Source organism: Candidatus Propionivibrio aalborgensis (genome assembly GCF_900089945.1).
GTDB classification, from domain to species: Bacteria; Pseudomonadota; Gammaproteobacteria; order Burkholderiales; family Rhodocyclaceae; genus Propionivibrio; species Propionivibrio aalborgensis.
In genome coordinates this window covers 1-25,157 of the sequence record NZ_FLQY01000367.1, presented here as the reverse complement: position 1 = coordinate 25,157, position 25,157 = coordinate 1, and the positions used below count along the sequence as shown (strand labels likewise).

The window sequence follows — 25,157 nt, the reverse complement described above, 5'->3', positions numbered from 1 at the left end:
CTTGAGCGTCGATCCCGCCTGCCGCAGCGCGGTCACGCCATCCACTTCCGGCGCATCGGACAGCACTCCGCTGGAACCGACCCAGGCCAGCACCTCGCCCGAGGCGTTATCGAGTACCAGCACCGCGCCGTCTTCCGCATTCTGCCGGGCGATTCCCCGCAACTGCCGTTGCAGCGTGGCCACCGCAAATCGCTGGAGATCGGCGTCCAGCGTGCTCGTCAGCCGTTGCCCCGGCTGCGTGAGCAGCTTCTGCGCCAGATGCGGCGCCAATCCCGGAGACTGTTCCGCCCCAAGCCAACCGGCACTGTCAAATCGGTCGCGCAAGCCGCCGGAAAGCGCCAATCGCGCCAAGCCATCCAGCCCTTCGCAATCTGCGCTGGCACCCTGCTTCATCTGCGCCATTGCCTGCAACACGCCGCAGGCCCGCGTCGCCACAACGCGTGCAGAAGCATTGGGTGCGCGCAGTAACGCGGCTGCCAAGGCCGATTCACGATCATCCAGACCATCCGGCCACTTGCCGAACAGCCCGCGACTCATCGCCGTAACGCCGACCATCTCACCCCGAAAGCTCGCCAGATTGAGATAGGCTTCAAGGATCTCGTCCTTCTTCCAGCGCTGTTCGAGCCACAATGCGCCGGCCGCCTGCGACAGCTTTTGCGGGACGCTGCGCCGGCCATGACGCTGAGTAGTCCCATCGTCAAGCTCGTCGAGCAGGCCGATGAGCTGCATCGAAAGCGTACTGGCGCCCCGTGTCCGGGTATTCCATAAATTGCGCCAGGCGCTGACCGCAGCAGCGCTCCAATCGACGCCGGCGTGTTCGTAGAACTTGCGATCTTCCGAAGCCAGCAGAGCCCGCAGGAAAGCGGGGGAAACGTCTTCGATCCGCGTCCACGGCAAACTGCGCTGCGTCATGTCGATGCGCGTACTCTGCAATGGCCGGCCATCGCGGGCGAGCAGCAGGGCATCGGACGCGATGTAGGCTGCGCGCACCTCGGAAAACGAAGGTACCGCCGACGCCGGCACGCAAAACGTCACCAGACAAAGCGTGACCAGGCACGTGATTCGAGAGGAACGAGAGATCATGATCACGGCCGACAACGTAGTCGGCCTATGAAAATCGGTCTGATTTCAGAAGGCTCCATCCCAACACCCCATCGATCAAAAGACAAGCAGAGCCACACAGTCATCCATTCTTGCACACCGGGCACAAACGACTCATATCAACTGGGCGGTCAAAGTAGAATGTCACCAGCTCACCCTGCTTGCCTCGGTAACCACCCATTCAGGAACACGCATGACCAGCGAACATACGACGACCTACTTCGATGCCAGGGCCAAGAACTGGGACGACGATCCCATGAAGACGGCGCGGGCGCAAGCCGTTGCCGATGGCATTCAGTCGCGGGTTCCGCTGACCAATCACATGACCGCGCTTGAATACGGTTGCGGAACCGGCTTGCTCAGTTTCGCCCTGCAACCGCAGCTCAAACACATCACCCTGGCGGACAGTTCCTCCGGCATGCTAGCGGTGCTGCAGGACAAAATCGCTGCAAACGGCATCATCAACATGCGCGCCACGCAGCTTGACCTGACCACCGATCCGCTGCCCTGCGACCGCTACATCCTGATCTATTCACTGATGACGTTTCATCACATCGAGGACATCGACAAGATACTACGTGATCTTTTCTCCCTGCTCGTCGCTCCAGGGTACCTGTGCATCGCCGACCTGGATAGCGAGGATGGCTCGTTTCACGGCCCCGAATTCACCGGCCACCTAGGTTTCGACAGAAATGAACTTGAACGCAAGCTGACCCACGCCGGATTTCGCTCGGTCGATTTCACGACTGTCTTCGAGATCACCAAAGGCGAAAAACAGACGCGCTACCCGGTGTTCCTGATGATCGCCAGAAAGCTGTAACCGTCTATCGAACATGCTTTCCACACCCTGCGTAAGGACGCAGCTGTTGATGAGAATCAGCTTGCTTGCAAGCGCAGCTTCCCGGCAAGCTTGAGTCCATCGCGGAAATTCGTACCCATGAGCACCAACTGGGCTGCACCGACAATAAGCTCCAAAACCTGCACGGCATAGAACGACGCGTCGAACTCACCGGCTGCGGCCTTGTCGTTCAAGAATAGCGCCGCTGGAATCATCACCAGCAAGCCGTTGCTGCCGATGATCGCCATCCGCCTTTTCTTTTGTTGAACGATTGCCCCCTTGCGCGACCGGCCCAGGGAAAATCCGCTGCCACCGGTAATAGCCATGAACGGGACCAGCAGAATCAGTCCGTAAGCAATGGCGCGTTTGACTGATACTACATCGGAATAATCGAGAAACAGCTCCGAGATCACGGTCGATGCCCAGAAGGCCGCAATGATCAACATTGCCATAGTGCCCGCGACGGCGTGGATGATTGGCTTCATGATCGGGATCCTTTCTTCGGAACGGGCGAATCGAGACGTCCGTAGATGGTGTTCAAGGTATTCAACGCCTGCTTGAGATCCTGCGTACGAAGCCCATCGGCAAGACCGTTGGCCCAGGCAGCCTCCAAGGCCATCGCCCTCGCATAGGTGCGATTCCCGAGCTCGGTCAAGTCATAGAGCGGGGAACGCTGGTGGCGCGGATTGGAACTCCGCTCGAAGAAGCCGAATTGCTCAAGAACATTGAGTTGTTTCTGAGCCCCCTGCCGGGTCATGCCCATCGCTTCGGCGATCTGCGGCGCCGAGAGTGGCTTCCCGGCCAGCGCCACCGCGCCCAGCACTTGCCAGCGCGCACTGGTCAGATTGAGGGGCTCAACCAGTTGATCCCCTTTTTCCAACAGTCGGCCATTCACACGAAAGACCGTGAGCATGATCTCGGTCAGAATCACCGCTTCGGGCTTCGATATGTCTGCCATGGCGACTACCTCAATGAATCGTTGAATGCCCCTGCCGTCTGATTGACGACAACTCGGGATGCGCAATGGCAACCAGTTTCCGTATTTGGCAACCGGTTGTCAATAGTGGCGGAGCGTAGTCGAATGGATTGAATGAAGTATCTGCTGACGGACGGATTGGCCGTCACTGTTTCGGACACCCCTCTCTCGCATTCTTGAGTTCGACGATAACGACGCGAGTGGGCGTTTGGCCGATGTTCTCTCCAATGTGAGTTTGCGCTTCCGACCACATGACGTCGCCTGTTTTGAACTCGCGCGTGAAGGTTTTCCCATCAGGCAGGATCAAGGAGCGCTTGAACGGATTCAGCGCGTAGAGAACGAAGGCCGGGTGGCTGTGTTGATGGGTTTTCTCGCCAGGGCTGTCGCGATAATCGAGTACGCGCACGCAGTCATTTTCGAGAAGGACTGCGTATTTGTCGCCATCGGTTTGCACCGCGTCTTGTGCGAAGACAGGCGTTACCAGTGTCGCAAGCATGGCGATTGAGATGAGCCGCATAAAGAACCTCCATTAGAGTCGAAGCGTCCCGGTGATCACACGCTGTCAGCCTGGACGAGTGGCAAACGTTCGCAGAAGCAACGTCGTATTCCAACGAGCGCCGCGCCACGCAAGGAATTGCACAAAATGCAGCGGTCATGCGCAATCGCCGGCATTCGCCGATGGGTCTATTTCGCTCGGAAGACACCTCTGACAAGCCTTATCTGGCCTTCTTGGAGACTGCGCCGCGCGTTCCCGGCTTTTTGTGCCAGATCATCGACGTACACCCCCAGGGTTAGCGGACTCGGTGCGGACTCCGCATTTGTCCTGCTCAAGTGTACGTAACTGGTGTCCTCGAAGATTTCAACGACGAATCCGTTTTCGTCGAGCAGCGAGCACATTTCTTCCGCCGAAATCAGAAAACTGTCGGCGGGGTCGGTGGCCCACGGAAGGGGAAAATAGGTCGTCGCCGCGTTACCCGCTGCCATCTCCTGGAAGGCGAACCGGCCGCCTGGCTTAAGTACCCGGCAAACCTCCGCATAAAGCGTCTGCTTGTCCAAAATGTTCATTCCGACGTTTTGCATCCAGACAGCATCAAACGAATCGTCGGCAAACTGGAGGTCGAGCGCGCTGCCGTTGTGCACTTCGATTTGCTCATCAAGTTCGGTCAGTCGATTCAACAGAACCGCGCCGTCGCAGTAGTCTGGCGAAAGCTCGACGCACGCAACGCGGCAGCCCCGCCGGGAAGCAAGAAGCCGGGCGGCTCCGGCCAGCCCTGCACCGATATCGAGAACGCGGTCTTCCTCCCGAATCATTGCAAGCTCCAGCAACTCAAGCGATGCCTGCAATCCACCGGTGTGGAAATGATCAAGCGCCCCGAGCGCTTCCGGCGACAAGCGTTGTCGAGGATCAAGCCCGGCAGCGCGAATGGCCGCCAGAATCCGCGCCTCGATGTTGCGTGCCGAATAGTGAGCTTCTACGCCGGACATAACTCCTCCTCAAGATCTACGAACTGTTTCGTGTATGCAGACTACTCCATTACAGGCACCCAAAGCGGGGCCTACAAGCCTGCGCGACTTTTTCGTGCAACATCCTTTCTGGCCACCCGTTTCGACTCCGACACGCTGACAACGAACAACGATCCCCGAGTGCATTTTCTCGGGTCAGCCCGCGACTGCAAGCACACTCGCCAGCTCTTGTGTAAGAACGGCTGCCGAAACCTCTCTGCAAGCGCTCGTGTTCTGTCCAGCCCACAGAGGCGAGAAGTCGCCGCTGCCCTGGCTTTCGGCTTTGGCGCGCAGGGGCGCGATGGCCGATGTCGCGAGCGGAAAATCGGGAACCGCAGAACTGATGGGGCCCAGCTCCCTGATAATGCGGTTCACGATGGCACGAGCAGGCCGTCCGGAGAAGAGGTTGGTGAGTGCCGTGACGCGGGCAGCGGCGCTTTTCAGGGCCGCGCGATGCACTGCGCTCGTCTTGGCTTCGGTGCACATCAGGTACGCCGTCCCGATCTGCACGCCGCTGGCGCCGAGCGCCATGGCAGCGGCGATTCCTTTCGCGTCCGCGATGCCACCCGCGGCGATGACCGGGACGCTGACCGCCCGTACGATTTGCGGGACCAACGCGAGCGTACCGGTCTGGGTGTTGATATCTTTCGACAGGAAGATGCCGCGATGGCCGCCCGCCTCCAGTCCTTGTGCGATGATCGCGTCGACGCCATGCGCCTCAAGCCAGAGCGCTTCTTCGACCGTTGTTGCGGTAGAGAGGATTTTCGCACCCCAGCTTCGCGCCCGCGTCATCAACTCGCGAGCGGGCAGGCCGAAATGGAAGCTCACTACGGCTGGCCTGAACTCGCTCAGCACGTCGGCGGCCTCGGCGCTGAAGGGCAATCGCCCCGGGCCCGCCGGAATGGTGTCTGCGTCGATTCCGAACTCCTTGAAGTACGGCGACAGCGCAGTCCGCCAGATCGCTTCACGCTCCCTGCTGGGCTCGGGCTGCGTATGACAAAAGAAATTCACGTTGAACGGTTTCGTGGTTTGCGCACTGATAGCCGCCAACTCCGTGCGCATCGCATCCGGACTCAGCATGGCGCACGGCAGCGAACCAAGCCCGCCGGCGTTGGAAACCGCAATGGTGAGGGTACTGTCTTGCACGCCCGCCATCGGAGCCTGGATGATCGGGACCGCTGTTCCAAGGAGATTTTGCAGGGTCATTTTTGCGCCTCAGAGTTGGAGTGCATGCGCTGCACGTTAACGAAGCTATGGAAAGAAGCCTTCCGTTTAAGCATTCTGCTGCGAACCAAATGGAACGACAAGACTGCAAGCGCAAACTGTTCTGAACAATCGGCGTGGTCAGCCGCGAGCACGTCGACACCAGTCTACGCATTCTCGCCACTGATCCGGAACGGCTGGTTTTACCCGGAGGGTCGAGCGCCTACGGCGCCGGGCGATTCAACAATTCCTCTGACTGCGCCAGGGTGCCGTCGATAGCCGCCAGGGCGGTTCGCAACTTCGCGATCTGGGCGCTTCGTTCTGCTGCGCCTCCCCGGTCCCAGAACATCCAGGCGCTACCGCCGTCCTGTCGTACTGCAAGCTCGTAGCCGTAAGCGTGGTATGCCCGTTCCTTCTCGGCGATAGCGCCGATCCAGGAAAGAATGGCGTCGATATCTTCCCCGTAATCGCGGGTATCCCAATCTCCGATTGCCGTTATCCTCGGCACGAGAAGGGCGAGAATGCCGGGGTACAGCCTTTCGCTCACCCGCTCATACGCGGCGAGCGAATGGACTCTTCTGCGACTCTCATCGGCCCGTGAACTTTCTACGCGCTGCTGCACGATCTCGACAACGCGCTTCCAGACTGGCTCATCCTCGTCGCCGTTCCAGTCCGTCAAATCAATCGTGTCGACGCCGTTGAAAGGCACCGGAAGCTGACAGTTTTCGAGGAAGACTGGCACCAGGGCCTCCCGCTCAAGCCCCTTCTTCGCTTCGGCTTTCACGTACATGGACTTGAGTGCATCTTTCGTCCAGCAGACCACAACGCAATGCGCCGACGTGACCTCCCGCTCGATTTCCGCGTCGAATCCTTCGCCACGCCCCGCTTCAAGCTGCGCATCGAACCAGACCGTCATCTTGTAGTCGCGCAGTAGCTCGGCGATTCGCTCTACGCGCTTCCGTTCCGACCGTTTGTATGAAATGAAAACATCCGCCATAAGCCGCTGACCTCTTGATAGGTTGATTTATCGAATCGTGTGTTGCCGCAAGGGTCTTGCTTCTGAAATTGCCAGTCCGCGCGGCCGTTGCTCAAGGGACGTGGACCGATGCGATGAGCGTCGCGAATTCACGACGGACGCTCGTTTCGCATTCCGACCACACGACGATACAGCAGTGCAGCCACGATACTTCCGACGAAACCTTCGACGAATCCGGGAAGGATGCCGACATTGATTTTGATGAGGAATGGCCGCAGCAGAAGCAGGGCGACTGCAAACAGGACTCCGAATACGAACGCGAGCCGGAAGCGATGTTGCTCCCACGTCGACGCCCTTGGCGCGTCAAACGCGATCAAGCCGATTCGAAAACCAAGCCCGTCAAGCAAGGAAACGATCATGACGAATGGAATAGCCCATACCGGAGAATTGTCCTTTCCGACGTTCGACAGACTGGGAATGTAGGGAATCAACGCGACGCAAATACTGAACGCGACGAATTCCCCCGATGCATAGGCAAGGCTGCGCCGCCACAAAGCATCTGTTCCCGCGCGCGTCCCGTTCACCATGGTGCCCGCTGACGAAACTTTAGAAAGAGCATTTTCATAAGCGCATTCTGCTGCGAACCAAAGGAATCAACAAGGCTCCAGGAGGCAGCTCTTCAAACATGTCACTCATGGCTCGCTGCAAGCCCATAGACATCTGCGCACACCTGATTGCTGTCGATATCGAACAGCAATTTCTGCCCGGCACTTTCGAAAGTGTAGCTTCAGTGCCGGCTTAAGTGAGCCAGCGACTGTTGAGCTTGCTGCCAACGCAAACGCGCCCTTATCGGGCTGACTGACCACGACCTAGATTTGTCGGGATTCAACGCCCGTTACCACAGCGCCGTGAGTCGTGTAGCGACCTACCCGCCGGCCTTGCCGCTAAGGCACCGAACAAAATTTTTGCCTGCCACGATTTGTTCCCGGAGCTAGGTCAATGCGTGATTGCAAGACCTGATCCCATTTTTCTTTTTTCCGCGCGTACACCCATCCGTGCGATCTATCGTCACATGCTCGGAGTCAATTTGCAGCCGCAATGCTTGCAAACACGAGCATCCTTCACTATTAATTCCTTGCAATCAGGACAACTCACGTGAGTCTTTGGCGTAGGCAAACTCCGTTTCATACCCACAGCTCCGACGGTAAAGATTACGGCTGCCCATAGCGCGGCAGGGCTAGAACTTGGGCCTACAAGACTGTCAATAAACTTTAGTGTGCTAAGCACGGCGATTATGGTGCAGATATACATGCCATAAACCAAGAGCTTCCTGTTGTTCATATGACCTCCATCAATTGGTGGCAAGAAAGAAATGGTTCTGTCGAAAGATAGTGGTTTCAATTTCGGAGCGTAACCGCTAGTTGCTGCAAATCAACATTACGATCATTGAGATAGCATGATATTACGCCCCCCAATTGTTCGTCTATCTATTTTCTCGTCATCGCCGAAACTCCCCGGCTGTTGGATCGTGGTCGCGGGCAGGCCTTGGCTAAAGGACTACAGCATAAGGGCGGAACGATCTTATGTCCAGAGGGTAAGGCGCTTCCTTTTCCATCAAGGCGCGCGACACAGGAGCTGGGTATGCGCGCGACTCTATGCCGAACAACCGGGGCCGATGGCCTGAAACTATTTCAATTTCGCGGCCGACTCGCGTGTCGCGAAGTACTCAAGCAATGCGCGGTGAATGAAAGCGTAGCCGCCGCCGATCCGGCGCAACAGGCGAATCTTGACTGCACTGTCCAGATAGCGAATCAGCCGTAACGGCGTGCGCCCCGAAAGCCACAGAATACCGCGCAGCGCATAGTGATTGATGATGTCGATGCCGCCGTACCAGAGTGCGCCGACCACGGCGAAATAGCTGCCGACGACCCATCCGATAACCAGGCCGGCCAACGCGGCCATGGCGGCGCCGGTAGTCTGCGCCATGCCTCCCGATACCACCAGCCAGAGGAATCCGCCGGTGACGGCTCCGAGTAGCGCGCCGCCGCGCAGCATGCTGCGCCTGAACAGGCGGATGCCTTCGTCGGGACGCACCTGCGTGGCAATGGTATTGGCGCGCCAGCCCATGAACACCGCACCTATCAGACCGTAAAGTAAGGCCGTCGAACCGGCAATGATGAAGCTGGTGGACGCGGGATACTTCGACATTTCCTCGGTAACCGCAGGGAAAGCCCCGATGGCGGTTGGCACGACGAAAACCGCTGTGGCGATCGCCACGCCGAGCATGAATCCCTTGCCGGCCGAGCGCCAGGACCAGGAGCGGATATCGGGTATTCTGATGTCGTGGGCAATGCCGCCGCCTCGACTTCTGAGACCGACGACCAAGGCCCAGACGATCCCGAAACCGGCACGTTCCCAGGCGTGCCATAGCGCCCAGTTCGACGCAGCAAACAGGGCAAACAGGAACAGCACGAGCGCCAGACTGACGGGCCACGAGGCTTCCTTTCGCTGCGGCTGAGCTTGTTCGCCAGCGCCATCGGCAGCCATACGGCCCTGCCGGAAAAGATCGATGAGCCCGGCTCCCAGGCCGAACAAAAGGCCGACCGACACGCTTCTCAAAAGGGCTGTTCCAAACGAGGCCTGTGCCCACGAAACGAGGCCCAGGTAGATGCCTTCGGTCAATCCGAGCACCAAACCGACCACGATACGCGTCAGCAGGAAGTACGCGGCGCGCGCGATGCCACTGAGCTGGCTTGGCTGCAGCGCGTCAACCTGGAACACATTGCCTCCCCCTTCGATGATTCGCCTGGCGATCCAGCCGAGCCGGGTCAGCACATCCTGCCTGTGGGATTCGTCGACTCCATCGGCAGCGAGTCGGGCGTCGACGTAGCGGGCGACTACGGCATCGGCGAGCGAACCTGAGCGCGTCTGCTGAATTCCGGATTCCAGCGTGTCTTGCGAGGTGGCCCGCATCAGGTTGAGCATCAACGGCGAGCCGGCGATCTCGGCCATTTCAGGTGCTGCATCGAGGACCTGCTGCAAGCCCCGCATCGGCTGTTCCGATGACGAGAGGATGGCGCCGATCTGCGCCGTCGAAAGTGCTTCGAGACGGATCGCTGCGTTGACGCGAAGCTTCGTCGTCAGCGTGTGGTATTCCGCGCGGCGCGCACAGATCGCGATCCCGGGAACGCCCACGGAGCCGACAAAGGCGTTGATGCTCTGCACGCAGGCGCTCTGTTCAGCGGGCTCGACCTCGTCGAGCCCGTCGAGCAGCAGGACGATGCGGTGTTCGCGCATCCATTTTTCGAACAGATCGCCCGATACGTAGTATTTGCTCCGCGCTTCGAGAACCAGCCACTTCTCCAGCGGCAGCCGGGCAGACCACGAACCAAGATGGAACACGACGGGGACCGGCTCGCTGGCAATGCCGCGCGCCTGTTCGATCAGGTATTGCGCAAGCTGAAGCAGCGTGATCGTCTTGCCCGAACCCGGATCGCCCAGAATCAACAGCAGACGCCCTGAGTCCTCGAAGATATCCAGAATCGACTGGCCGGGCGCGAGGGGTTGCTGCGCGGGCAAGTCGGGCGCTGTTCCGTCGCGCCAGTGCTGTTCGACGGCGTCGGGTTCCGGGATCATCGTTAACGCGTAGATGCCGACGCTGTTCGCGACGTTGGCCAGAACGCCGGCAACCCAGAACTGTTTACTGCGTTCAAGGAGCGTCGTCAGGTTGCGTTGCTCGGGGGTCTGCGCACTGCCCTGCGTAGCGCGTTTCGACGCTGAACGTTCGTAGCGCTGGATGCTGGCGAGGACCCGCGCCGCCAGATCGTCCGGTGTCGTGAAGGTTGAGCGCACGAGCAGCGCATCCATGCGCCGCTTGAATTCATCAAGGCGCGCTGCGGACTCGCCTTGGTCCCGGAACTCCTCCGGCCACGGAAAGCCAGGGTCAACGAAAAAGCAGAAGCACGGTTTGCCCAGGCGCTGCGCCTCGGAAAATTCCAGCTCGGTAATCGAGATGCCCGCGTCGCCGGGAACAAAGCCGTAGCGCCAGGCATAGATGCCCACGAACAGATCGGCTTCGCCGATCTCGCGCAGGCAGGCATGCAACGGCTGATCCGGCTGCGCCGCAAAGTGCTCCATCCCGATCGGGCCGAGACCGGCATCGAGCAGGGAGCGCTCAAGCGCCTTGCGATGCTGCGTCAAATCCAGCGAGGTGCTCGAAATGAATACGGTCAGTGGCATAAGTCCGGTTGACCTTGTCGGCTTTCGTTCAGTTCGTTCAGTTCACCTTGTCCGACCCCGCCTTCATCTGCCGGATCAGCTTCCAGGCCATTCCACCCAGCACAATCACGCCGAGGATCAGGACGCCCCACAGGATGTAGGTGCGTTGGCGCGCCGAGAGACCAGCCTGTGTGGCGGCGCTATTACCGGCGGCGGCACCCTGCCCGGTTTGCAGCACCCCGGCTTGCGCCTGTTCTAGCCGGGCCAGCTCGCGCGGGGTAAATCCGGGGGCCACCTGGTTGAGCGGCTGGCTGGTCGGTGTCGCATCGGCGCGGCCAAAACTCAGGGTGTAAGGCGGCGTGCCGCCAGCGAGAAAAACCAGCGTCGCTGGCTGCCATGAAAGCCCAAGTTCGGGGCGGGCCGTCGCGGCCGGATTGAGCGGGCGGATGACCCATTCCGGCTGGTGCTCAACACGGATGTCCAACGCACCGGAGCGGCGGGTCTGGCCGTCTTGGGTAATCTGATAGAAGGTTGCGTGCGTAATCGGCCGGAAAGCCCATTCCGTCGCTTTGCCGGTGTGACGGCTTCGCCGCTCGGCGTAGTACCCCAGTGCGACCGGAAGAACGATGTTCGGCTCACTCAATTTGAGGCTGACCTGCTCGACCGGCAATGCGACGCCAGCCGGGTAGATCAGCCCTGCAGGCTGATCCCCGGCCCGATTTTCGATCGCCTTGACGGCAGCCGGTTTGATCCACAGGGTTTCGCGCACGGGCTCGCTGCTTTGCCGGGGCAATGTTTCGGCGTGAATCGCTGCAAATTCCGCCGGCACACCCCGGCGCCAGATCAGGCGGGCATAGCGAAACGCCTGCGGGCTGAATTCGAGACGGTCGCTGGCCAGCGTCTGTCCGTTGTCATTGGCCAGCCAGCTCAGTTCGGCGGCGCCGATGGTGCTCCAGTGTTTGAGATCGCTGCTCGTTTGCAGCCACACTTCGGCGTTGTAATTGGCCTCGCCCTTGGGCGCGTCGAAGCGTAGCGCGTCGATGCGAACCGGGTTGTTGTCGTCGCCTATGGCCGCTGCACCGAAGTCGAGGATCAGGCTGCTGAGCGTGGCATTCGTGGCGTTCGTGGCGCCCGAGTTTCCCTGCCTCTTGCCGGCATGCGCCTGCACCGACATGACGCTGCCATCGGGACGGGTACGGATGTCAACGTCGATTGACGTGCCACCGGCCGTTGAATTCGAACCGCCCCGGATCGGGAAGACGTTTGCCGCCAGCGAATCGCGCCGGGCGGGCTGCGCCACTTGCGGACGATGCAGGGCATGCGGCTGGGCAACGCCATTGGCATCAAAGACGCGCAAGTCGTCAAGATTGGCTGTATTGGCGTTCAGATAAACCGCCTGCGGCAACTGAAAGGCAACGACGCCCTGTTTGCCGCTGACCTGCAAGGGCAATGCGTAGGAATATTCCGATGGCGTGTCGGGCTTCAATGCGTTGGCGGCATTCGCCGGAGCAAAAGAACAAAGCGACAAGAGCATCAGCAAAAGGTAGGGCGTAGGCGATTGGGGCATGATGGTCACTCTGCGACGGTGGATTTTTCGCTGGGGAAAGGCGCCAGGTAGCCGATGGCCAGCATCAGCACGCCAACGCCAAGGAAGGAGATGATGCGCTCGATGCCGCCGACATTGGACAGATCGATAAAGAACAGTTTGGCCACGACCAGCACCAGCAGTCCGGCCCCGGCCATCCAGGGCAGGCGCTTGACGCGTTTGGCGGCAAAGCGCATCAGCACCAGGGCGGTGGCGCTCCACACCAGCGACAGCATGGCCTGCACGAATTGGGAGCGGAACAGCGGATCGAACTGGTAAGCGATGTCGAGGTAATGCGCGGCGGTGCGCAGCAGCATCAGGTTGAACCAGAGATACGCGGCGACGGCAGCGGCGATGACCAATCGGCCGGGTGGCGCAATGGCATCGGAATGCGCGGAATGTGCAGGCTGCGCAGACTGCGCGTGAAGGCGCCAACTGGCGACGGCCAGCAAGGCGGCGAAACCGGTGCTCAGATCGAGCGGGTTGAGGATCGGCAGATAAGGCAGCGGTTCCATCAGACCATTCTGGGTGAGGTTCCACATCGCCACCAGGCCCAGCGCGCACAGCGCGCCGAGCGGAATCAGCGCATCGCGGTACCAGCCGGAAATCGGCGCGGTGGGCCAACGTTCGTCGCGTGCTCGGGGAATCAACAGCGCCACATACGCCATCATCGCCCAGACCGGCAGATAGCGCGCCCAGCTTCCGGAGGCAAACCAGCCCGACTCGGCCAGCAGCACGGCCTGCTCGGCAGTGTCGGCCTGCAGACCGAGCGTTACCAGATTGTGGCCCAGCGGCCAGAGAAGCAGCCAGGGCCCGGCGGTGCGCAGCGTATGGATAAGACGTAGCGCCCTGGGATGCCTCTCGGGCAGCAGCCACCCTTCGCGACCAGCCTCGCGCAACAACCACTCGCCCGCCAGCCACAAGGCCAGCAACGCCGCCCAGACCGGCCAGGGCGGGAGGTAGGTTGGCGAACGCACGAGCTGCAGGAAGATGTGGGACGAGGTGTACAGCAAGCCCGGCCACACGGCACAGGCCAGCCAGCGCAAGTCCGGCCAGTCCAGCCGCCGGGCCAGCCGGGCAAACAGGAAGGTTCCCGACGCCAGCAGCAGGCCATACACCGGATGGACGAGCGGGTAGGCCGCTTCTGTGAATAGATGCAGGCGTGCAAGCTGGAACTGCCCCCAGCCATTCAAACTGCCGAGTACGTAAACAAACCACCAGAAAGCGCTCCAGCCGAGCAGGATGCGCGAGATCCGTTGGTAACCGCCCTCGCCCAGGCGATAAAAGCTCAGCCCGCTGAAACCGGCGCCCAGGGCGATCAGCAGACTTCCGAGAAATGCACTGTCGAAAAGATTTCCGCTGTACGCATGCGACATCCATGCCCGGTCAAAACCCAGCACCCACAGCAGAGCAAGTCCGGCGAGCAACTGCGGCGCCAGTGCAAAGTAACGTGCCATGCTCCAATCGAGACGGCGAGCAATCAGTCCGAGGATTCCGGCAACACCCATCCCGCTTAGCACATACAGGGTGTGCGCCTGGGTATCGGCACGCAGGTAAATTTCCGACCACGCTCCAGACAGCAACCAGACCGCGGCAAAGCCCAGAAACACCGTGGATAGCAGTGTGAATATCGGGCCAGATGAAACGTCCTGGTCATCGCCGCCGCAGTCAACATCATCATCGATCCCGCGTCTGGCTTCCCGCCGGAAATTCATGGCCATGACAAAACCGGCTCCGGCCAGCAACAGGAAACCTAGCCACAGATTGGACTGCGCGGCGAGCCCAGGATTCATCCCGCTGACCGAGGCGACAAAGGATACCCAGGCGCCTGCCTGCACCAGCACGCCGAAGGCCCACGCCAGCTTCTGTTTCTGGCGCAATCCGACCCAGACGATGCCGGCGCCTTCCAGCGCCCAGGCGGCGGACGTCCAACGACCGTCGAGCGCAAACGGAACGGCCAGCGTGCCAAAGACGATACCGAGCGCGAGAAAGGATTCGATGAGCAACTGCAGCGAGCTGCCGCGTCGCCGCCACAGCGCGAGCGTCAGGCCGATGTAGAAAAGACCCAGCGCCAATGCCGAATAGGCCAGGCCGAACGGCTTGTTCTGCACCAGACCGTACTGCAGGCCGAAAGCCAGCAGCGGCGTACCGAACACCAGCGTGCCATCGACATAATGTCTGAGCCGCGGTGCCTGCCGGCTGGCGTACAGGATGGCGATTCCGACGTAGAAGACGAAGAACAGGATCAGGAAACCCTGCGCCGACAGATAATCCTCGGGCCGGTAGCGCAACACACCCCAGGCAGTGCTGATGGCGAACGTAAACACGAAGCCCAGCAGGTTGAGCAAGCGCCACGAACGTTTGAGCGCGATGGCGACAATGCCGGCATTGAGCAGGGCGTAGTATGAAAACAGTCCGATGTGGCTACCGCTCCCGGTCGATACCAGTATCGGCGCGGCGAAACCGCCGGCAATGCCGAATATCGCCAGCCAGATGGCGTCCTGCAGGACGGCCAGCAGGCAGGTGAAAGCCGTCAGCGCAAACAGCAGACCGAAGGTCAGGCCGCCAGGAATCAACCCATACAAACGGTACGCGCCGAAGGTCACCAGCATAAGAATGCCCAACGCACTGCCCTGGACGGGAAGGCTGATCGAAGGTCGCGTCACGCGGATTCGCCAGCCCCAGACGAGCAAGGCGATATCGGCCAACGCAATGCCGGCCAGCCGCAATTCGATCGGCACGGAAACCCGCGCCGCGGCATATTTGAGCAGAAAGCTGACGCCGAAAAAGAGAATCAGCAAGCCCCCCTTGGCCACCAGATTCCCGCCAAACAGCCAATCCTTGGCCTTGCGCAACCAGGCTGGCGGTTCGGGCAACTCAATGGCTTGGTACGGCGTTGCCAACGCGCCAGGCACCGGCCCATACCCTGGAATAGTGGCCGGGCCGGGATCGTACTCTTCGCGCCCTTGCCCGGGCGGCGGTTGTTCCGGCTCGGTAGCAGAGGTCAAAAGCCTCTCGGGTTCTGGTTCGGAAACGGTCGTCGCTTTGTCGGTCGAGCGCAGCGCCGCGCTTTCCGCCGGCCCTGAGGGGGGAACGACCGAGGGAGAGGGTGCTGTTGCCGACGAACCCACCGAAGCCGTAACGTGTGGAGTCGAAACCTGCTCGTGGAGAAGCGACAGCTCCCGCTGAAGTTGCTCGACACTCCGTTCCAGAACACTCACCCGGCGCCGCGCACCGATAACGAGTAAAAACAGAACGATGGGAATGCCGAAAATAACCAGACCGGCCAGAACGAGCAAGGACTCCATGCGGTGCTTCCAACGTAATTTCTCCAAGATTATTACATAAGAATGAACCTCGGCCGACAAAGTACTGTCTGCCGGGGAAGCGCGCGCGCACTCGTAACACGACTGAAATACTCGCCTTCCGCGAATTGTGAGAACATCAGGCAAGTCTTCGGACCGCTATCGAATTTGAGCCATCTGCACCTGCATACAACCCGTACTGGAGTACCCATGAGCACCGACCCGACCTACGAACAACGCATGAACGACGCCATGCTGGACAGCTTTGACGAAGAGCTGGAAATGGAATTCGACGACAACCGCATGGATTCACTGATCGACGAGCTGGCCAGAACCGGTGACGAAGAGACGGAACTTGGCCGCAACTTCTACTTCAAGGAACTGTTCCGTCTGCAGGGCGAACTCGTCAAATTGCAGGACTGGGTGGTCCATAAGAAGCTCAAGGTGGTGGTCCTGTTTGAAGGACGCGATGCGGCTGGCAAAGGCGGTGTCATCAAACGCATCACCCAGCGCTTGAATCCGCGCGTGTGCCGGGTTGCCGCGTTACCGGCGCCCAGCGCGCGGGAACAGAGCCAGTGGTATTTCCAGCGTTACGTATCCCACCTGCCTGCCGGCGGCGAAATCGTTCTCTTCGACCGTAGCTGGTACAACCGCGCCGGCGTCGAAAAAGTCATGGGCTTTTGCAACGAAGACGAATACGAGGAATTCTTTCGCAGCGTTCCCGAGTTCGAGAAGATGCTGATCCGCTCAGGCATCGTCCTCATCAAGTACTGGTTTTCAATCACCGACGACGAACAGAACCTTCGCTTCTCGTTGCGCATCAAGGATCCTCTGAAGCAATGGAAGCTCAGCCCGATGGACATGGAATCACGTCGTCGCTGGGAGCAATACACCAAGGCCAAGGAAATCATGCTGGAGCGGACCCACATCCCGGAAGCGCCGTGGTGGATCGTCGAGGCCGTCGACAAGAAGAAAGCGCGCCTCAATTGCATTCATCACTTTTTGAGCCAGATTCCCTACGAAGAAATCGAGCGGGAGTCCGTGGTCCTGCCAGAGCGCGTGCATAACCCGGATTACCTGCGACATCCGGTGCCCAAGAATATGATCGTGCCGCCGGTGTATTGAAGAAGGATCTTGATTCGGGAGCAATACGAGCATTACTCGGCCGCACAACTATGCGCCAGAATGAAAAACGGGGCGCATGGCCCCGTTTTTCATCGACAGCGAGTTACGACTTAATAGACATCATGCTGCGTGTTATGAACATTGAATTTGCCGGTCGGCGTGATCAGCTTCGGATCCTTGATCACCGCCTTCAGCTTGCGCGTCTTGTCGTCAACCACTACAACGGCTGACTGCTTGTCCTTCGCACTCCATACCGAGAACCAGACTTCATCACCTGCCTGGTTGTACTCCGGCTGGACAACGCGCCTAGCGCCATCGTCGGTGATTCCCGACCACTCGCCAATCGGCAGCACCTCGAACCCTTTGTCCAGGTTCTTGATATCGAAGACCGCAATCGTCTGGCTGATCTTTGCATCCGGATTCAGCGGCGCGTCAACCCACAGATTGGTGGACTTCGGGTGCGTCTTGATGAACAGCGAGCCGCTACCATTGCCCTTCAGCGTCTGCACAACTTTCCAGGCCTGCGCCTTGTGCTTGACCGGGTCGGTACCGATGATGCTGATCCCGTCGTCACCCAAGTCGCTGGTCGCCCAAACCGGACCAAACTTCGGATGCATGAAATTGGCGCCGCGGCCCGGATGCGGAATCTTGCCAACGTCGATCAAGGCAGCCAGCTTGTCTTCCTTGGTATCGACCACGGCAATTTTGTTCGAAGCATTGGCAGCCACCAGGAAGTAGCGCCCCGTCGAATCAAATCCACCATCGTGAAGAAAACGTGCGGCGCCGATGGTCGTGATCTTCAGGTTGTTGAGGTCCGAATAGTTCACAGCCATGATCTTGCCGGTTTCCTTGGCATTGACGATAAACTCGGGGTTGTAGTGCGAAGCGACAATGGATGCTACACGCGGCTCGGGATGGTAGTCCTGCGAGTCCACCGTCGTGCCACGCGTCGATTCGATCTTCAGCGGCTTCAGTGTGTCGCCTTCCATGATCACAAACTGCGGCGGCCAGTAGGTGCCAGCAATCGCGTACTTGTCCTCATAGCCCTTGTACTTCGACGTCTCGACCGAACGCGCCTCCAGCCCGACCTTGATCTCGGCAACGTTGCCCGGTACCGGCATCCACAGATCGATCAGGTTGACGCGAGCATCGCGCCCGATGACGTATAGATAACGGCCGGACTTCGACATCCGTGAAATGTGCACCGCGTAGCCGGTCGGCAGAATGGTGACGATCTTCTTGCTCTTGCCGTCGATTAGGGCGACCTGACCCGAGTCGCGCAGGGTGACCGAGAAGAGATTGTTGATATCGATGTCGTTCATCTTCTTCTTCGGCCGCTGGTCCGGCGGAACGATGACCTTCAGCGAGGCCTCCATTTCCTTCATGCCCCACTCGGGTGGAACAGGGGGCTCCTGCTGGATATAGCGCGCCATCATGTCGACTTCGTCATCGGTCATCTCGCCCGACGTTCCCCAGTTCGGCATGCCACCAGCCGAGCCATACTTGATGAAGACCTTGAGGTACTCGGTGCCGCCGGCAAGTGTCTTGTCGGTGGTCAGCGGTTTGCCCGTTGCGCCCTTGCGCAGTACGCCATGACAGCCCGCACAGCGCTCGAAGTAAATATTCTTGGCTTTATCGAACTCCGCCTTGCTCATCGCAGGCGCTTTGGGGTTGATATTCTGATGCATCTCGGCCTCACCAACCGGCGAAGAGCCGCCTGCCTGATAACCCTTTTCTTCCACGCTCATTGCCTTGGCGGGCTTTTCTTCAGCCAGGGCGTGCGATATCGCGAAGGGTAACGCCAGCGCCAGCAGCACTCCGGACCGGCGCCAATTTCTGAATGTGTTCATGCTCAAACCTCCCATGGTGTATTTGAACTACAGATACGTGCTAGCAAGTTGCTTTTCGCTGCCCATCATTTTGCACTAATAGCCTGAATACGTTTTGATATTGATCAATTCTGCCCCGGTTGGCGTGACAGGTGCCCCACTTCAACACATCTGCAATCTAAAATGCTGCTGGCGACAACGCTCGCTCAATATTCAGGGTGGAGCTTGCGATTTTTAGGAAAACCATGGTCCATTCTGCCCTTGCCAATTCCAGCGCGCCAATCGGCTATCGAGGACGTTTTGCGCCCTCACCCACCGGCCCATTGCATTTTGGTTCCCTGGTAGCCGCGGTGGGCAGCTATCTCGACGCCCGCGCCAATGGTGGCGAGTGGCTGGTACGCATCGAGGACGTTGACACGCCCCGCTCCGTGCCCGGTGCAGCCGCATTGATTTTGCGCACCCTTGATGACTTGGGCTTCGAGTGGAACGGCGAGGTGCTTGTCCAGAGCCGTCGCCTCGACCTCTACCATGCGGCACTCGTGGACTTGCAACTTGCAGGCGAGGCCTATCCGTGTGCCTGCTCGCGCAGTGAAATCGCCGCGGCGACGAGCAAGAAGTCGGTCGATGGCGGACTGCTCTATCCCGGCACCTGCCGGACCGGACTGGCCGACGGCAAGGCTGCCCGCGCCTGGCGACTACGCGTTCCCGATCGGGAGTTTGTCCTGGAGGATCGCGTGCAGGGTAAAACGCGACAGAATCTGGAACGCGAGGTCGGAGACTTCGTTCTATTGCGTGCCGATGGGCAGTATGCCTACCAACTGGCGGTCGTTGTCGATGATGCTGCACAGGACGTAAATGCCATCGTGCGTGGTGTCGATCTGCTTGATTCGACAGTGCGCCAGATGTGGTTGCAACAACGTCTTGGCTTGCCGACTCCGAGCTACGCGCATCTGCCGGTAGTGGTCAACGCCCAAGGCGAAAAACTCTCAAAGCAGACAAAAGCCGCTGCAGTCGATCCGTCCCAAGGCAGCTCGATTCTGGCCTCCGCAATGCAGTTTCTCGGGCATCCGGTGCCGACGGATATTCGCCATGGACCCGTGGCCGATTTCTGGCGCTGGGCGATTTCTGCCTGGTCGATCGAGCGCATACCGTCAGTCAAGGGCATCTATCCCGGTCCGTGCGTGCCGCCGTAAAGCAACGCTATCGGTTTGCCATACGACAACTGAATCGCGCAATCGAGCAGGGTGCGCCCAATGAGGCTCTGGACCGGCTCAACGGCTGTTGCCCTCAGCCTCGTGCCACAGATGCGCGGAAAGCGCGGCGTGGTCCGAGATTTTTGACCATGGCACACCATAATGCACCTGGGCATGTCTGACCGAGAATCCGCGCACATAGATCCGGTCCAGCCTCAGGACAGGCAGTTTGGCCGGAAAGCTTCGCCCCGGCGATCCGAAGCTACCGCCTGCCCCACCGAAGACTTCATTTAGGCCAAGTCGCGTTGCCAGCAGGTCGTCCGCCTCGTTGCGCCAATCATTGAAGTCGCCCGCAATGATCAGCGGCGCATCGGGGTCGGCGATATCTGCCAGATAATCGGCCAGCGCAGCCATTTGCCGACGCCGCGAGTGAGCGAACAGCGAAAGGTGAACACAAACACAGTGAACTGCTTTCGGCAGACCCGGAACCTTGATTGCACAATGCAAAAGGCCACGCCGCTCGAAACGCATGTGGGTGACATCCTGATTATGTGAATGCTCGATCGGGAAGCGCGAAAGAATCGCATTGCCATGGTGTCCGTGGTCGTAGATCACGTTGCTGCCGTAGGCTGTGGCCGACCAGACATCTTCGGCGAGAAAATCGTGCTGTGAAGCTTCCGGCCAGTTTCCGATGTTGCGGGCATGTCTGCTGTGCAGGCCCTGGACTTCCTGCAAGAAGACAATATCCGACCCTATTGCACGCAGTTGCTCGCGCAGTTCATGCACCATCATGTGCTGGTTGAACTGGGAGAAGCCTTTGTGAATGTTGTAGGTGACGACGTGAAGCAGCGGAAGTCTTGTCATGGCGCTCAAGATGCTGCGAGCATTCTCTCCAGTGCCAGCCTGGCGAGGATAGCTTCATGCTCCGGCACCTTGATCTGATTGACGATATTGCCTTCGGCCAGATTCTCGAGCGTCCAGGCCAGATGCTGAGGATCGATGCGCTGCATCGTAGAGCACATGCAAACGGTCGGCGCCATGAACTGCACGATTTTGCCCTCGGGCCGCATTTCCTCCGCGAGCCGGTTGACCAGATTCAATTCGGTTCCAACCAGCCAGCGCGTATTCGGCGCCGCTTCCGTGATCGTCTTGACAATGTGCTCGGTTGAGCCGACAAAGTCCGACTGTTTGCAAACCTCGAAACTGCACTCCGGGTGCGCGATGACCAGCCCGTCAGGGTACTGGTTGCGGAACTTCAGGATGTGCGCCGGCTGGAACATCTGGTGCACCGAGCAGTGCCCTTTCCAGAGCAACAATTTGGCTTTACGTATCTCGTCGGCGGTGAGGCCGCCCATCTCGAGATCGGGATCCCATACCATCATCTCGTCGAGCGGAATGCCCATCTTGTAACCTGTCCAGCGCCCGAGATGCTGATCGGGGAAGAACAGAATCTTCTCGCGTTGCTTGAATGCCCACTGGGCAATCGTTCCGGCGTTCGACGAAGTGCACACGATGCCGCCGTGGTCGCCACAGAAGGCCTTGAGGTCTGCGGCGGAATTGATGTAAGTCACCGGCGTGATGGTTTCGCCGGCATTCAGCGTTTCATTGAGCTCGCGCCAGCAACGTTCGACCTTGGCCAGATTGGCCATGTCGGCCATCGAGCAGCCGGCAGCAAGGTCAGGCAGAATGGCTTTCTGGTGTGGCTTGGACATGATGTCGGCGACTTCGGCCATGAAATGCACACCGCAAAAAACGATATATTCGGCTTCGGCTTGCGACGCAAGCCGCGATAGCTTGAGCGAGTCGCCGGTCAGATCGGCGTATTGATACACGTCGGCACGCTGATAGTGATGACAGAGCAGGACAGCCTTGTTACCGAGCTTTGCACGGGCAGCGCGTATGCGATCGTGGCAAGCCTTGTCTTGCAGTTCGTTGAATCGGTCAAAGGCGATATGTGCGATGTTCATTTACGGATCTCGAATCTGTTCGATGCCTGAATAAGCAGACTGTCGCTGATCAAAAAGGTTTCAGCTTATCCACGGCAGGCCGCTATGGCGCCAACCGCCAGTTTTTCCGCGTTGTCCGTGGGCATCCTTGTCGCCCTCGAACCCCTCAAGTACGTTGTAGCATTCGGAATAGCCGGCCTGGCTGGCCAGACACGCGGCGTTGTGCGAGCGGGCACCGCTGCGACAGATGAACATGACGAGCGCCTCGGGATCAACCTGCTGCTTGAGTTGTGCCAGGAAATGGCTATTCGGCTGATTGGTCGGATAGTGCAACCATTCGATTTCCTCGGCACCGGGAATGCGGCCCACCCAGTCCCACTCGGCACGGGTTCGCACGTCGACGATTTTGGCTCCGGGCGCCAACTGCCAGATTTCATGGGCCTCCTTCGGCGTCAGTGCGCCAGCATAGGGAAGCTTGAGTTCGCGGGCACGCGTCCGCGCAAGATTCAGCAGGTCGGTCAGTTTTCCCATAAGTATCGAAGCAATCCAGATTAGGGAAATGAAGTATAAATCACTTGATCTGCCCCTTGCTGCTTCAGCAAGGATTATGCTGCTGCACCAATGTGGTGCGCTTGTCTCAATTTACGCACTGGTATTGCGCATAGCACATGTCCTGAACGTACAAAATGCCTCTAGTTGCTAGGCGGGTTCCCGGAGCGCTGTTTGGCATGGTTTCTGCTAATATTCATCGTACCTTTTTTCATTGTCACCGGTGTCACCGGTATCCGCTGAGGAGATTTTTCATATGGCAAGCCCGCAAGACGTTATCAATATGGTCAAGGAAAACGACGTCAAGTTCGTCGACTTCCGTTTTACCGACACCCGTGGCAAGGAGCAGCACGTCACTGTTCCGGTCAGCGCCTTCGACGAGGACAAGTTTGAGAACGGCCATGCTTTCGATGGTTCTTCAATTGCGGGCTGGAAAGGCATTCAGGCTTCCGACATGCAGTTGATGCCCGACGCATCGACCGCCTACATCGACCCGTTTTTCGACGAAACGACTCTCGTTCTGACATGCGACGTCGTCGACCCGACCGACGGCCGTGGCTACGACCGTGATCCTCGTTCAATCGCCAAGCGCGCCGAAGCCTATCTGAAGTCTTCCGGCATCGGTGACATGGCCTACTTCGGCCCGGAACCCGAATTCTTCATTTTCGACTCAGTCGAGTGGAGCGTCGACATGTCCGGTTGCAACCTGAAAATCTACTCGCAGGAAGCTGCATGGACTTCCGGCGAGAAGAGCGATAGCGGTGGCGGCTCCGGACACCGCCCGACAGTCAAAGGTGGCTATTTCCCGGTCCCGCCGGTCGATAGCCTGCACGACATCCGCTCGGCAATGGTGCTCACGCTCGAATCGATTGGCGTTCCTGTTGAGGTGCACCACCATGAAGTGGCAACGGCAGGTCAGTGCGAAATCGGCACCCTGTTCAGCACGCTCGTGAAGCGCGCCGATTGGACACAGATCCTCAAGTATGTGGTGCATAACGTTGCCCATCAGTACGGCAAGACCGCTACCTTCATGCCGAAACCTATCGTCGGTGACAATGGTTCGGGCATGCATGTGCACCAGTCGATCTGGAAGGACGGCAAGAACCTGTTCGCAGGAAACGGCTACGCCGGTCTGTCCGAAATGGCGCTCTTCTACATCGGCGGCATCATCAAGCACGCCAAGGCGCTGAATGCCATCACCAACCCCGGCACCAACTCGTACAAGCGCCTGGTTCCGCACTTTGAAGCGCCGGTCAAACTGGCCTATTCGGCCAAGAACCGCTCGGCTTCAATCCGCATTCCACACGTTGCTTCGGACAAAGCTCGCCGCATCGAAACACGATTCCCGGATCCGATCGCCAACCCCTACCTGTGCTTCACTGCACTTCTGATGGCAGGGCTGGACGGCATCCAGAACAAGCTTCACCCTGGTGATGCCGCTGACAAGAACCTTTACGATTTGCCGCCGGAAGAAGATGCAAAGATTCCGACCGTTTGCGCCAGCCTCGAACAGGCGCTCGACGCACTGGACAAGGATCGCGATTTCCTGACCCGTGGCGGCGTTTTCTCCAACGAGTGGATCGACGCCTACCTCGAACTCAAGATGGATGAAGTCAACAAGGTACGCATGACGACCCACCCAGTTGAGTTCGACCTGTACTACAGCTGCTGATGCAACGTTAGCAGGGTTGCAATAATAAAGGACGGGCCTGCCCGTCCTTTTTTTGTCCACCGTACTCGAGCTTAATGCGTTTGTATTTCATTGGCTCATCCAATACACTGAAACCGGTGTTTGATCTTTGGTCACTTACTGCCACGAATGAATAGGAGCGTGATGAATTCCCAGAGGCTGTATTTCCCGTTAGCACTACTTTTCCTGGTCGCAATTCCGGCACAGGCAGCCGTGATGTATCAGTGCGTCGATGAAAGTGGACACAAATCGTTTTCAAACATGAAGTCGGCCACCAAGGGGGCCAAGTGCACCGCGATGGATCTGGGCCCCGCCTCCGCACCGGCAGCAAAGGGCGCTACGAAAACGCCGACGCCGACGAACTTTCCGAAGGTGGAAGAAAATACGCAGAGGGCTCGCGACACAGATCGTCTACGTATTCTTGAAGGCGAACTGGACGCTGAAAAGAGGAATCTAGCGCAAGCCCAGAAAGATCTTGCCGAGCAGGAAGCCACCACATTGCCAAGTGAACGCATGCAGGGCGGCGGCATCAGCGGAGGCAAGGTTGCCGAGCGTGTGCAACCTTTCAAGGACAAAGTGGCGCTGCACGAGCGAAACATCGAGGCCATCCAGAAAGAAATTTCAAAGCTGCGCTGAACCGGACATGGTGCGCCCATCGCTCTCATTCGTGCATGTCTGATACGACGCAAAATCCGTTTGGCAGTCTGGACCTGCTCTCATCGTCTGTCATTCTGCTCGACGCGAATTTCAACATTCTTTACATGAACTCCGCCGCAGAGAACCTGCTGGCGATCAGCAGCAAGACCTTTTCCGGATGTCGTTTCGACAGTGTTGTGGAATGCCCCAGCGCGCTCCAGGACGTGTTCGACAATGCGTTTTCCAGTGACTGGAGCTTTACCGGACAAAGCATCAAGTTGAACCGGAGTGACGGTGTCGCCCTACATCTGAACTGTACGGTGAACCCGACCGACACGATGGATGCCCGGCTACTTGTCGAGCTCTGGCCAATCGACCAGCAGTTGCGGGCGACGCGTGAAGAGCGCCTGCTCGAACAGACGATTGCCAGCCGTGAGCTGATCCGCAATCTGGCGCATGAAATCAAGAACCCGCTGGGCGGCAT

The 25,157-nt window shown here is 59.0% G+C and carries 21 protein-coding genes; 6 read left to right on the top strand and 15 right to left on the bottom strand.

Annotation, left to right across the window (positions count from 1 at the left end; genetic code table 11):
* A partial coding sequence (locus PROAA_RS16150; RefSeq protein ID WP_245664309.1) for a transglycosylase domain-containing protein occupies positions 1–1,023 on the bottom strand: 1,023 nt, incomplete at its 3' end.
* A 271-nt stretch (positions 1,024–1,294) separates the two neighbouring features.
* On the opposite strand from PROAA_RS16150, the gene PROAA_RS16145 reads away from it, so the two are divergent.
* The gene (locus tag PROAA_RS16145) at positions 1,295–1,921 is read left to right on the top strand and encodes a class I SAM-dependent DNA methyltransferase (RefSeq protein ID WP_186412332.1); all 627 of its coding nucleotides are present in this window, start codon (positions 1,295–1,297) and stop codon (positions 1,919–1,921) included.
* Positions 1,922–1,977: 56 nt separating this feature from the next.
* Here PROAA_RS16145 and PROAA_RS16140 read toward each other — a convergent pair whose 3' ends face one another.
* The 10 genes from PROAA_RS16140 to PROAA_RS16095 all read right to left on the bottom strand — a co-directional run bounded on the left by PROAA_RS16140 (position 1,978) and on the right by PROAA_RS16095 (position 15,708).
* A complete protein-coding gene (locus PROAA_RS16140; RefSeq protein ID WP_186412331.1) occupies positions 1,978–2,424 on the bottom strand; it encodes a hypothetical protein in 447 nt (148 codons plus the stop codon).
* Positions 2,421–2,897, bottom strand: a complete 477-nt coding sequence (locus PROAA_RS16135) for a MarR family winged helix-turn-helix transcriptional regulator (protein ID WP_186412330.1) — start codon at positions 2,895–2,897, stop codon at positions 2,421–2,423. Before PROAA_RS16135 ends, PROAA_RS16140 begins: the two co-directional genes overlap by 4 nt.
* Before the next feature lie 163 nt (positions 2,898–3,060).
* Positions 3,061–3,432, bottom strand: coding sequence for a cupin domain-containing protein (locus tag PROAA_RS16130; protein ID WP_222102318.1), 372 nt, complete (start codon positions 3,430–3,432; stop codon positions 3,061–3,063).
* Between the two features lie 167 nt (positions 3,433–3,599).
* On the bottom strand, positions 3,600–4,400 hold the full coding sequence (locus tag PROAA_RS16125) for a class I SAM-dependent methyltransferase (RefSeq protein ID WP_186412329.1): 801 nt from the start codon (positions 4,398–4,400) through the stop codon (positions 3,600–3,602).
* Positions 4,401–4,574: 174 nt separating this feature from the next.
* Positions 4,575–5,624, bottom strand: coding sequence for an NAD(P)H-dependent flavin oxidoreductase (locus tag PROAA_RS16120; protein WP_186412328.1), 1,050 nt, complete (start codon positions 5,622–5,624; stop codon positions 4,575–4,577).
* 220 nt (positions 5,625–5,844) lie between these two features.
* A complete protein-coding gene (locus PROAA_RS16115; RefSeq protein WP_186412327.1) occupies positions 5,845–6,618 on the bottom strand; it encodes a toll/interleukin-1 receptor domain-containing protein in 774 nt (257 codons plus the stop codon).
* A 128-nt stretch (positions 6,619–6,746) separates the two neighbouring features.
* On the bottom strand, positions 6,747–7,181 hold the full coding sequence (locus PROAA_RS16110; RefSeq protein ID WP_222102317.1) for a hypothetical protein: 435 nt from the start codon (positions 7,179–7,181) through the stop codon (positions 6,747–6,749).
* Between the two features lie 1,102 nt (positions 7,182–8,283).
* Entirely contained in the window at positions 8,284–10,836 is a 2,553-nt protein-coding gene (locus PROAA_RS16105; protein WP_186412325.1) for a DUF4062 domain-containing protein, read from the bottom strand.
* A 37-nt stretch (positions 10,837–10,873) separates the two neighbouring features.
* A complete protein-coding gene (locus tag PROAA_RS16100; protein ID WP_186412324.1) occupies positions 10,874–12,382 on the bottom strand; it encodes a DUF3999 family protein in 1,509 nt (502 codons plus the stop codon).
* Between the two features lie 5 nt (positions 12,383–12,387).
* A complete protein-coding gene (locus PROAA_RS16095) occupies positions 12,388–15,708 on the bottom strand; it encodes a DUF2339 domain-containing protein (RefSeq protein WP_186412323.1) in 3,321 nt (1,106 codons plus the stop codon).
* Between the two features lie 207 nt (positions 15,709–15,915).
* On the opposite strand from PROAA_RS16095, the gene ppk2 reads away from it, so the two are divergent.
* Entirely contained in the window at positions 15,916–16,830 is a 915-nt protein-coding gene (gene ppk2, locus PROAA_RS16090; protein WP_186412322.1) for a polyphosphate kinase 2, read from the top strand.
* A gap of 110 nt (positions 16,831–16,940) precedes the next feature.
* Here the strand turns inward: ppk2 and PROAA_RS16085 are convergent, their stop codons facing one another.
* A complete protein-coding gene (locus PROAA_RS16085; protein ID WP_186412321.1) occupies positions 16,941–18,680 on the bottom strand; it encodes a nitrite reductase in 1,740 nt (579 codons plus the stop codon).
* Between the two features lie 224 nt (positions 18,681–18,904).
* On the opposite strand from PROAA_RS16085, the gene gluQRS reads away from it, so the two are divergent.
* A complete protein-coding gene (gene gluQRS, locus PROAA_RS16080; protein WP_186412320.1) occupies positions 18,905–19,852 on the top strand; it encodes a tRNA glutamyl-Q(34) synthetase GluQRS in 948 nt (315 codons plus the stop codon).
* 78 nt (positions 19,853–19,930) lie between these two features.
* On the opposite strand, the gene PROAA_RS16075 is transcribed toward gluQRS, so the two are convergent.
* Genes PROAA_RS16075 through PROAA_RS16065 form a run of 3 tightly spaced genes read right to left on the bottom strand, consistent with a single transcriptional unit; the run spans position 19,931 to position 22,329 of the window.
* Positions 19,931–20,716 (bottom strand): endonuclease/exonuclease/phosphatase family protein, encoded by a 786-nt coding sequence (locus PROAA_RS16075; RefSeq protein ID WP_186412319.1) that lies wholly within the window; start codon positions 20,714–20,716, stop codon positions 19,931–19,933.
* A gap of 5 nt (positions 20,717–20,721) precedes the next feature.
* Positions 20,722–21,819 carry a quinolinate synthase NadA gene (gene nadA / locus PROAA_RS16070; RefSeq protein WP_186412318.1) on the bottom strand — a complete coding sequence of 366 codons (1,098 nt, stop codon included), beginning with the start codon at positions 21,817–21,819 and terminating at the stop codon, positions 20,722–20,724.
* Positions 21,820–21,879: 60 nt separating this feature from the next.
* Positions 21,880–22,329, bottom strand: coding sequence for a rhodanese-like domain-containing protein (locus tag PROAA_RS16065; protein ID WP_186412317.1), 450 nt, complete (start codon positions 22,327–22,329; stop codon positions 21,880–21,882).
* Positions 22,330–22,603: 274 nt separating this feature from the next.
* Between PROAA_RS16065 and glnA the strand changes: the two genes are divergently transcribed.
* From glnA to PROAA_RS16050, 3 genes are all read left to right on the top strand, one after another.
* Positions 22,604–24,019: a type I glutamate--ammonia ligase gene (glnA, locus tag PROAA_RS16060; RefSeq protein WP_186412316.1), complete on the top strand. Its 1,416-nt coding sequence runs from the start codon at positions 22,604–22,606 to the stop codon at positions 24,017–24,019.
* 162 nt (positions 24,020–24,181) lie between these two features.
* Positions 24,182–24,673 (top strand): DUF4124 domain-containing protein, encoded by a 492-nt coding sequence (locus PROAA_RS16055; protein WP_186412334.1) that lies wholly within the window; start codon positions 24,182–24,184, stop codon positions 24,671–24,673.
* Positions 24,674–24,708: 35 nt separating this feature from the next.
* A partial coding sequence (locus tag PROAA_RS16050; protein WP_342669231.1) for a PAS domain-containing protein occupies positions 24,709–25,157 on the top strand: 449 nt, incomplete at its 3' end.

Excerpts from the sequence above, each read along its gene's own strand:
- PROAA_RS16095 (WP_186412323.1), bottom strand. The coding sequence starts at position 15,708 with ATGGAGTCCTTGCTCGTTCTGGCCGGTCTGGTTATTTTCGGCATTCCC.
- PROAA_RS16115 (WP_186412327.1), bottom strand. The coding sequence starts at position 6,618 with ATGGCGGATGTTTTCATTTCATACAAACGGTCGGAACGGAAGCGCGTA.
- PROAA_RS16135 (WP_186412330.1), bottom strand. The coding sequence starts at position 2,897 with ATGGCAGACATATCGAAGCCCGAAGCGGTGATTCTGACCGAGATCATG.
- PROAA_RS16140 (WP_186412331.1), bottom strand. The coding sequence starts at position 2,424 with ATGAAGCCAATCATCCACGCCGTCGCGGGCACTATGGCAATGTTGATC.
- PROAA_RS16120 (WP_186412328.1), bottom strand. The coding sequence starts at position 5,624 with ATGACCCTGCAAAATCTCCTTGGAACAGCGGTCCCGATCATCCAGGCT.
- PROAA_RS16065 (WP_186412317.1), bottom strand. The coding sequence starts at position 22,329 with ATGGGAAAACTGACCGACCTGCTGAATCTTGCGCGGACGCGTGCCCGC.
- ppk2 (WP_186412322.1), top strand. The coding sequence starts at position 15,916 with ATGAGCACCGACCCGACCTACGAACAACGCATGAACGACGCCATGCTG.
- gluQRS (WP_186412320.1), top strand. The coding sequence starts at position 18,905 with ATGGTCCATTCTGCCCTTGCCAATTCCAGCGCGCCAATCGGCTATCGA.
- PROAA_RS16055 (WP_186412334.1), top strand. The coding sequence starts at position 24,182 with ATGAATTCCCAGAGGCTGTATTTCCCGTTAGCACTACTTTTCCTGGTC.
- PROAA_RS16105 (WP_186412325.1), bottom strand. The coding sequence starts at position 10,836 with ATGCCACTGACCGTATTCATTTCGAGCACCTCGCTGGATTTGACGCAG.
- PROAA_RS16125 (WP_186412329.1), bottom strand. The coding sequence starts at position 4,400 with ATGTCCGGCGTAGAAGCTCACTATTCGGCACGCAACATCGAGGCGCGG.
- PROAA_RS16075 (WP_186412319.1), bottom strand. The coding sequence starts at position 20,716 with ATGACAAGACTTCCGCTGCTTCACGTCGTCACCTACAACATTCACAAA.
- PROAA_RS16130 (WP_222102318.1), bottom strand. The coding sequence starts at position 3,432 with ATGCGGCTCATCTCAATCGCCATGCTTGCGACACTGGTAACGCCTGTC.
- glnA (WP_186412316.1), top strand. The coding sequence starts at position 22,604 with ATGGCAAGCCCGCAAGACGTTATCAATATGGTCAAGGAAAACGACGTC.
- nadA (WP_186412318.1), bottom strand. The coding sequence starts at position 21,819 with ATGAACATCGCACATATCGCCTTTGACCGATTCAACGAACTGCAAGAC.
- PROAA_RS16145 (WP_186412332.1), top strand. The coding sequence starts at position 1,295 with ATGACCAGCGAACATACGACGACCTACTTCGATGCCAGGGCCAAGAAC.
- PROAA_RS16100 (WP_186412324.1), bottom strand. The coding sequence starts at position 12,382 with ATGCCCCAATCGCCTACGCCCTACCTTTTGCTGATGCTCTTGTCGCTT.
- PROAA_RS16085 (WP_186412321.1), bottom strand. The coding sequence starts at position 18,680 with ATGAACACATTCAGAAATTGGCGCCGGTCCGGAGTGCTGCTGGCGCTG.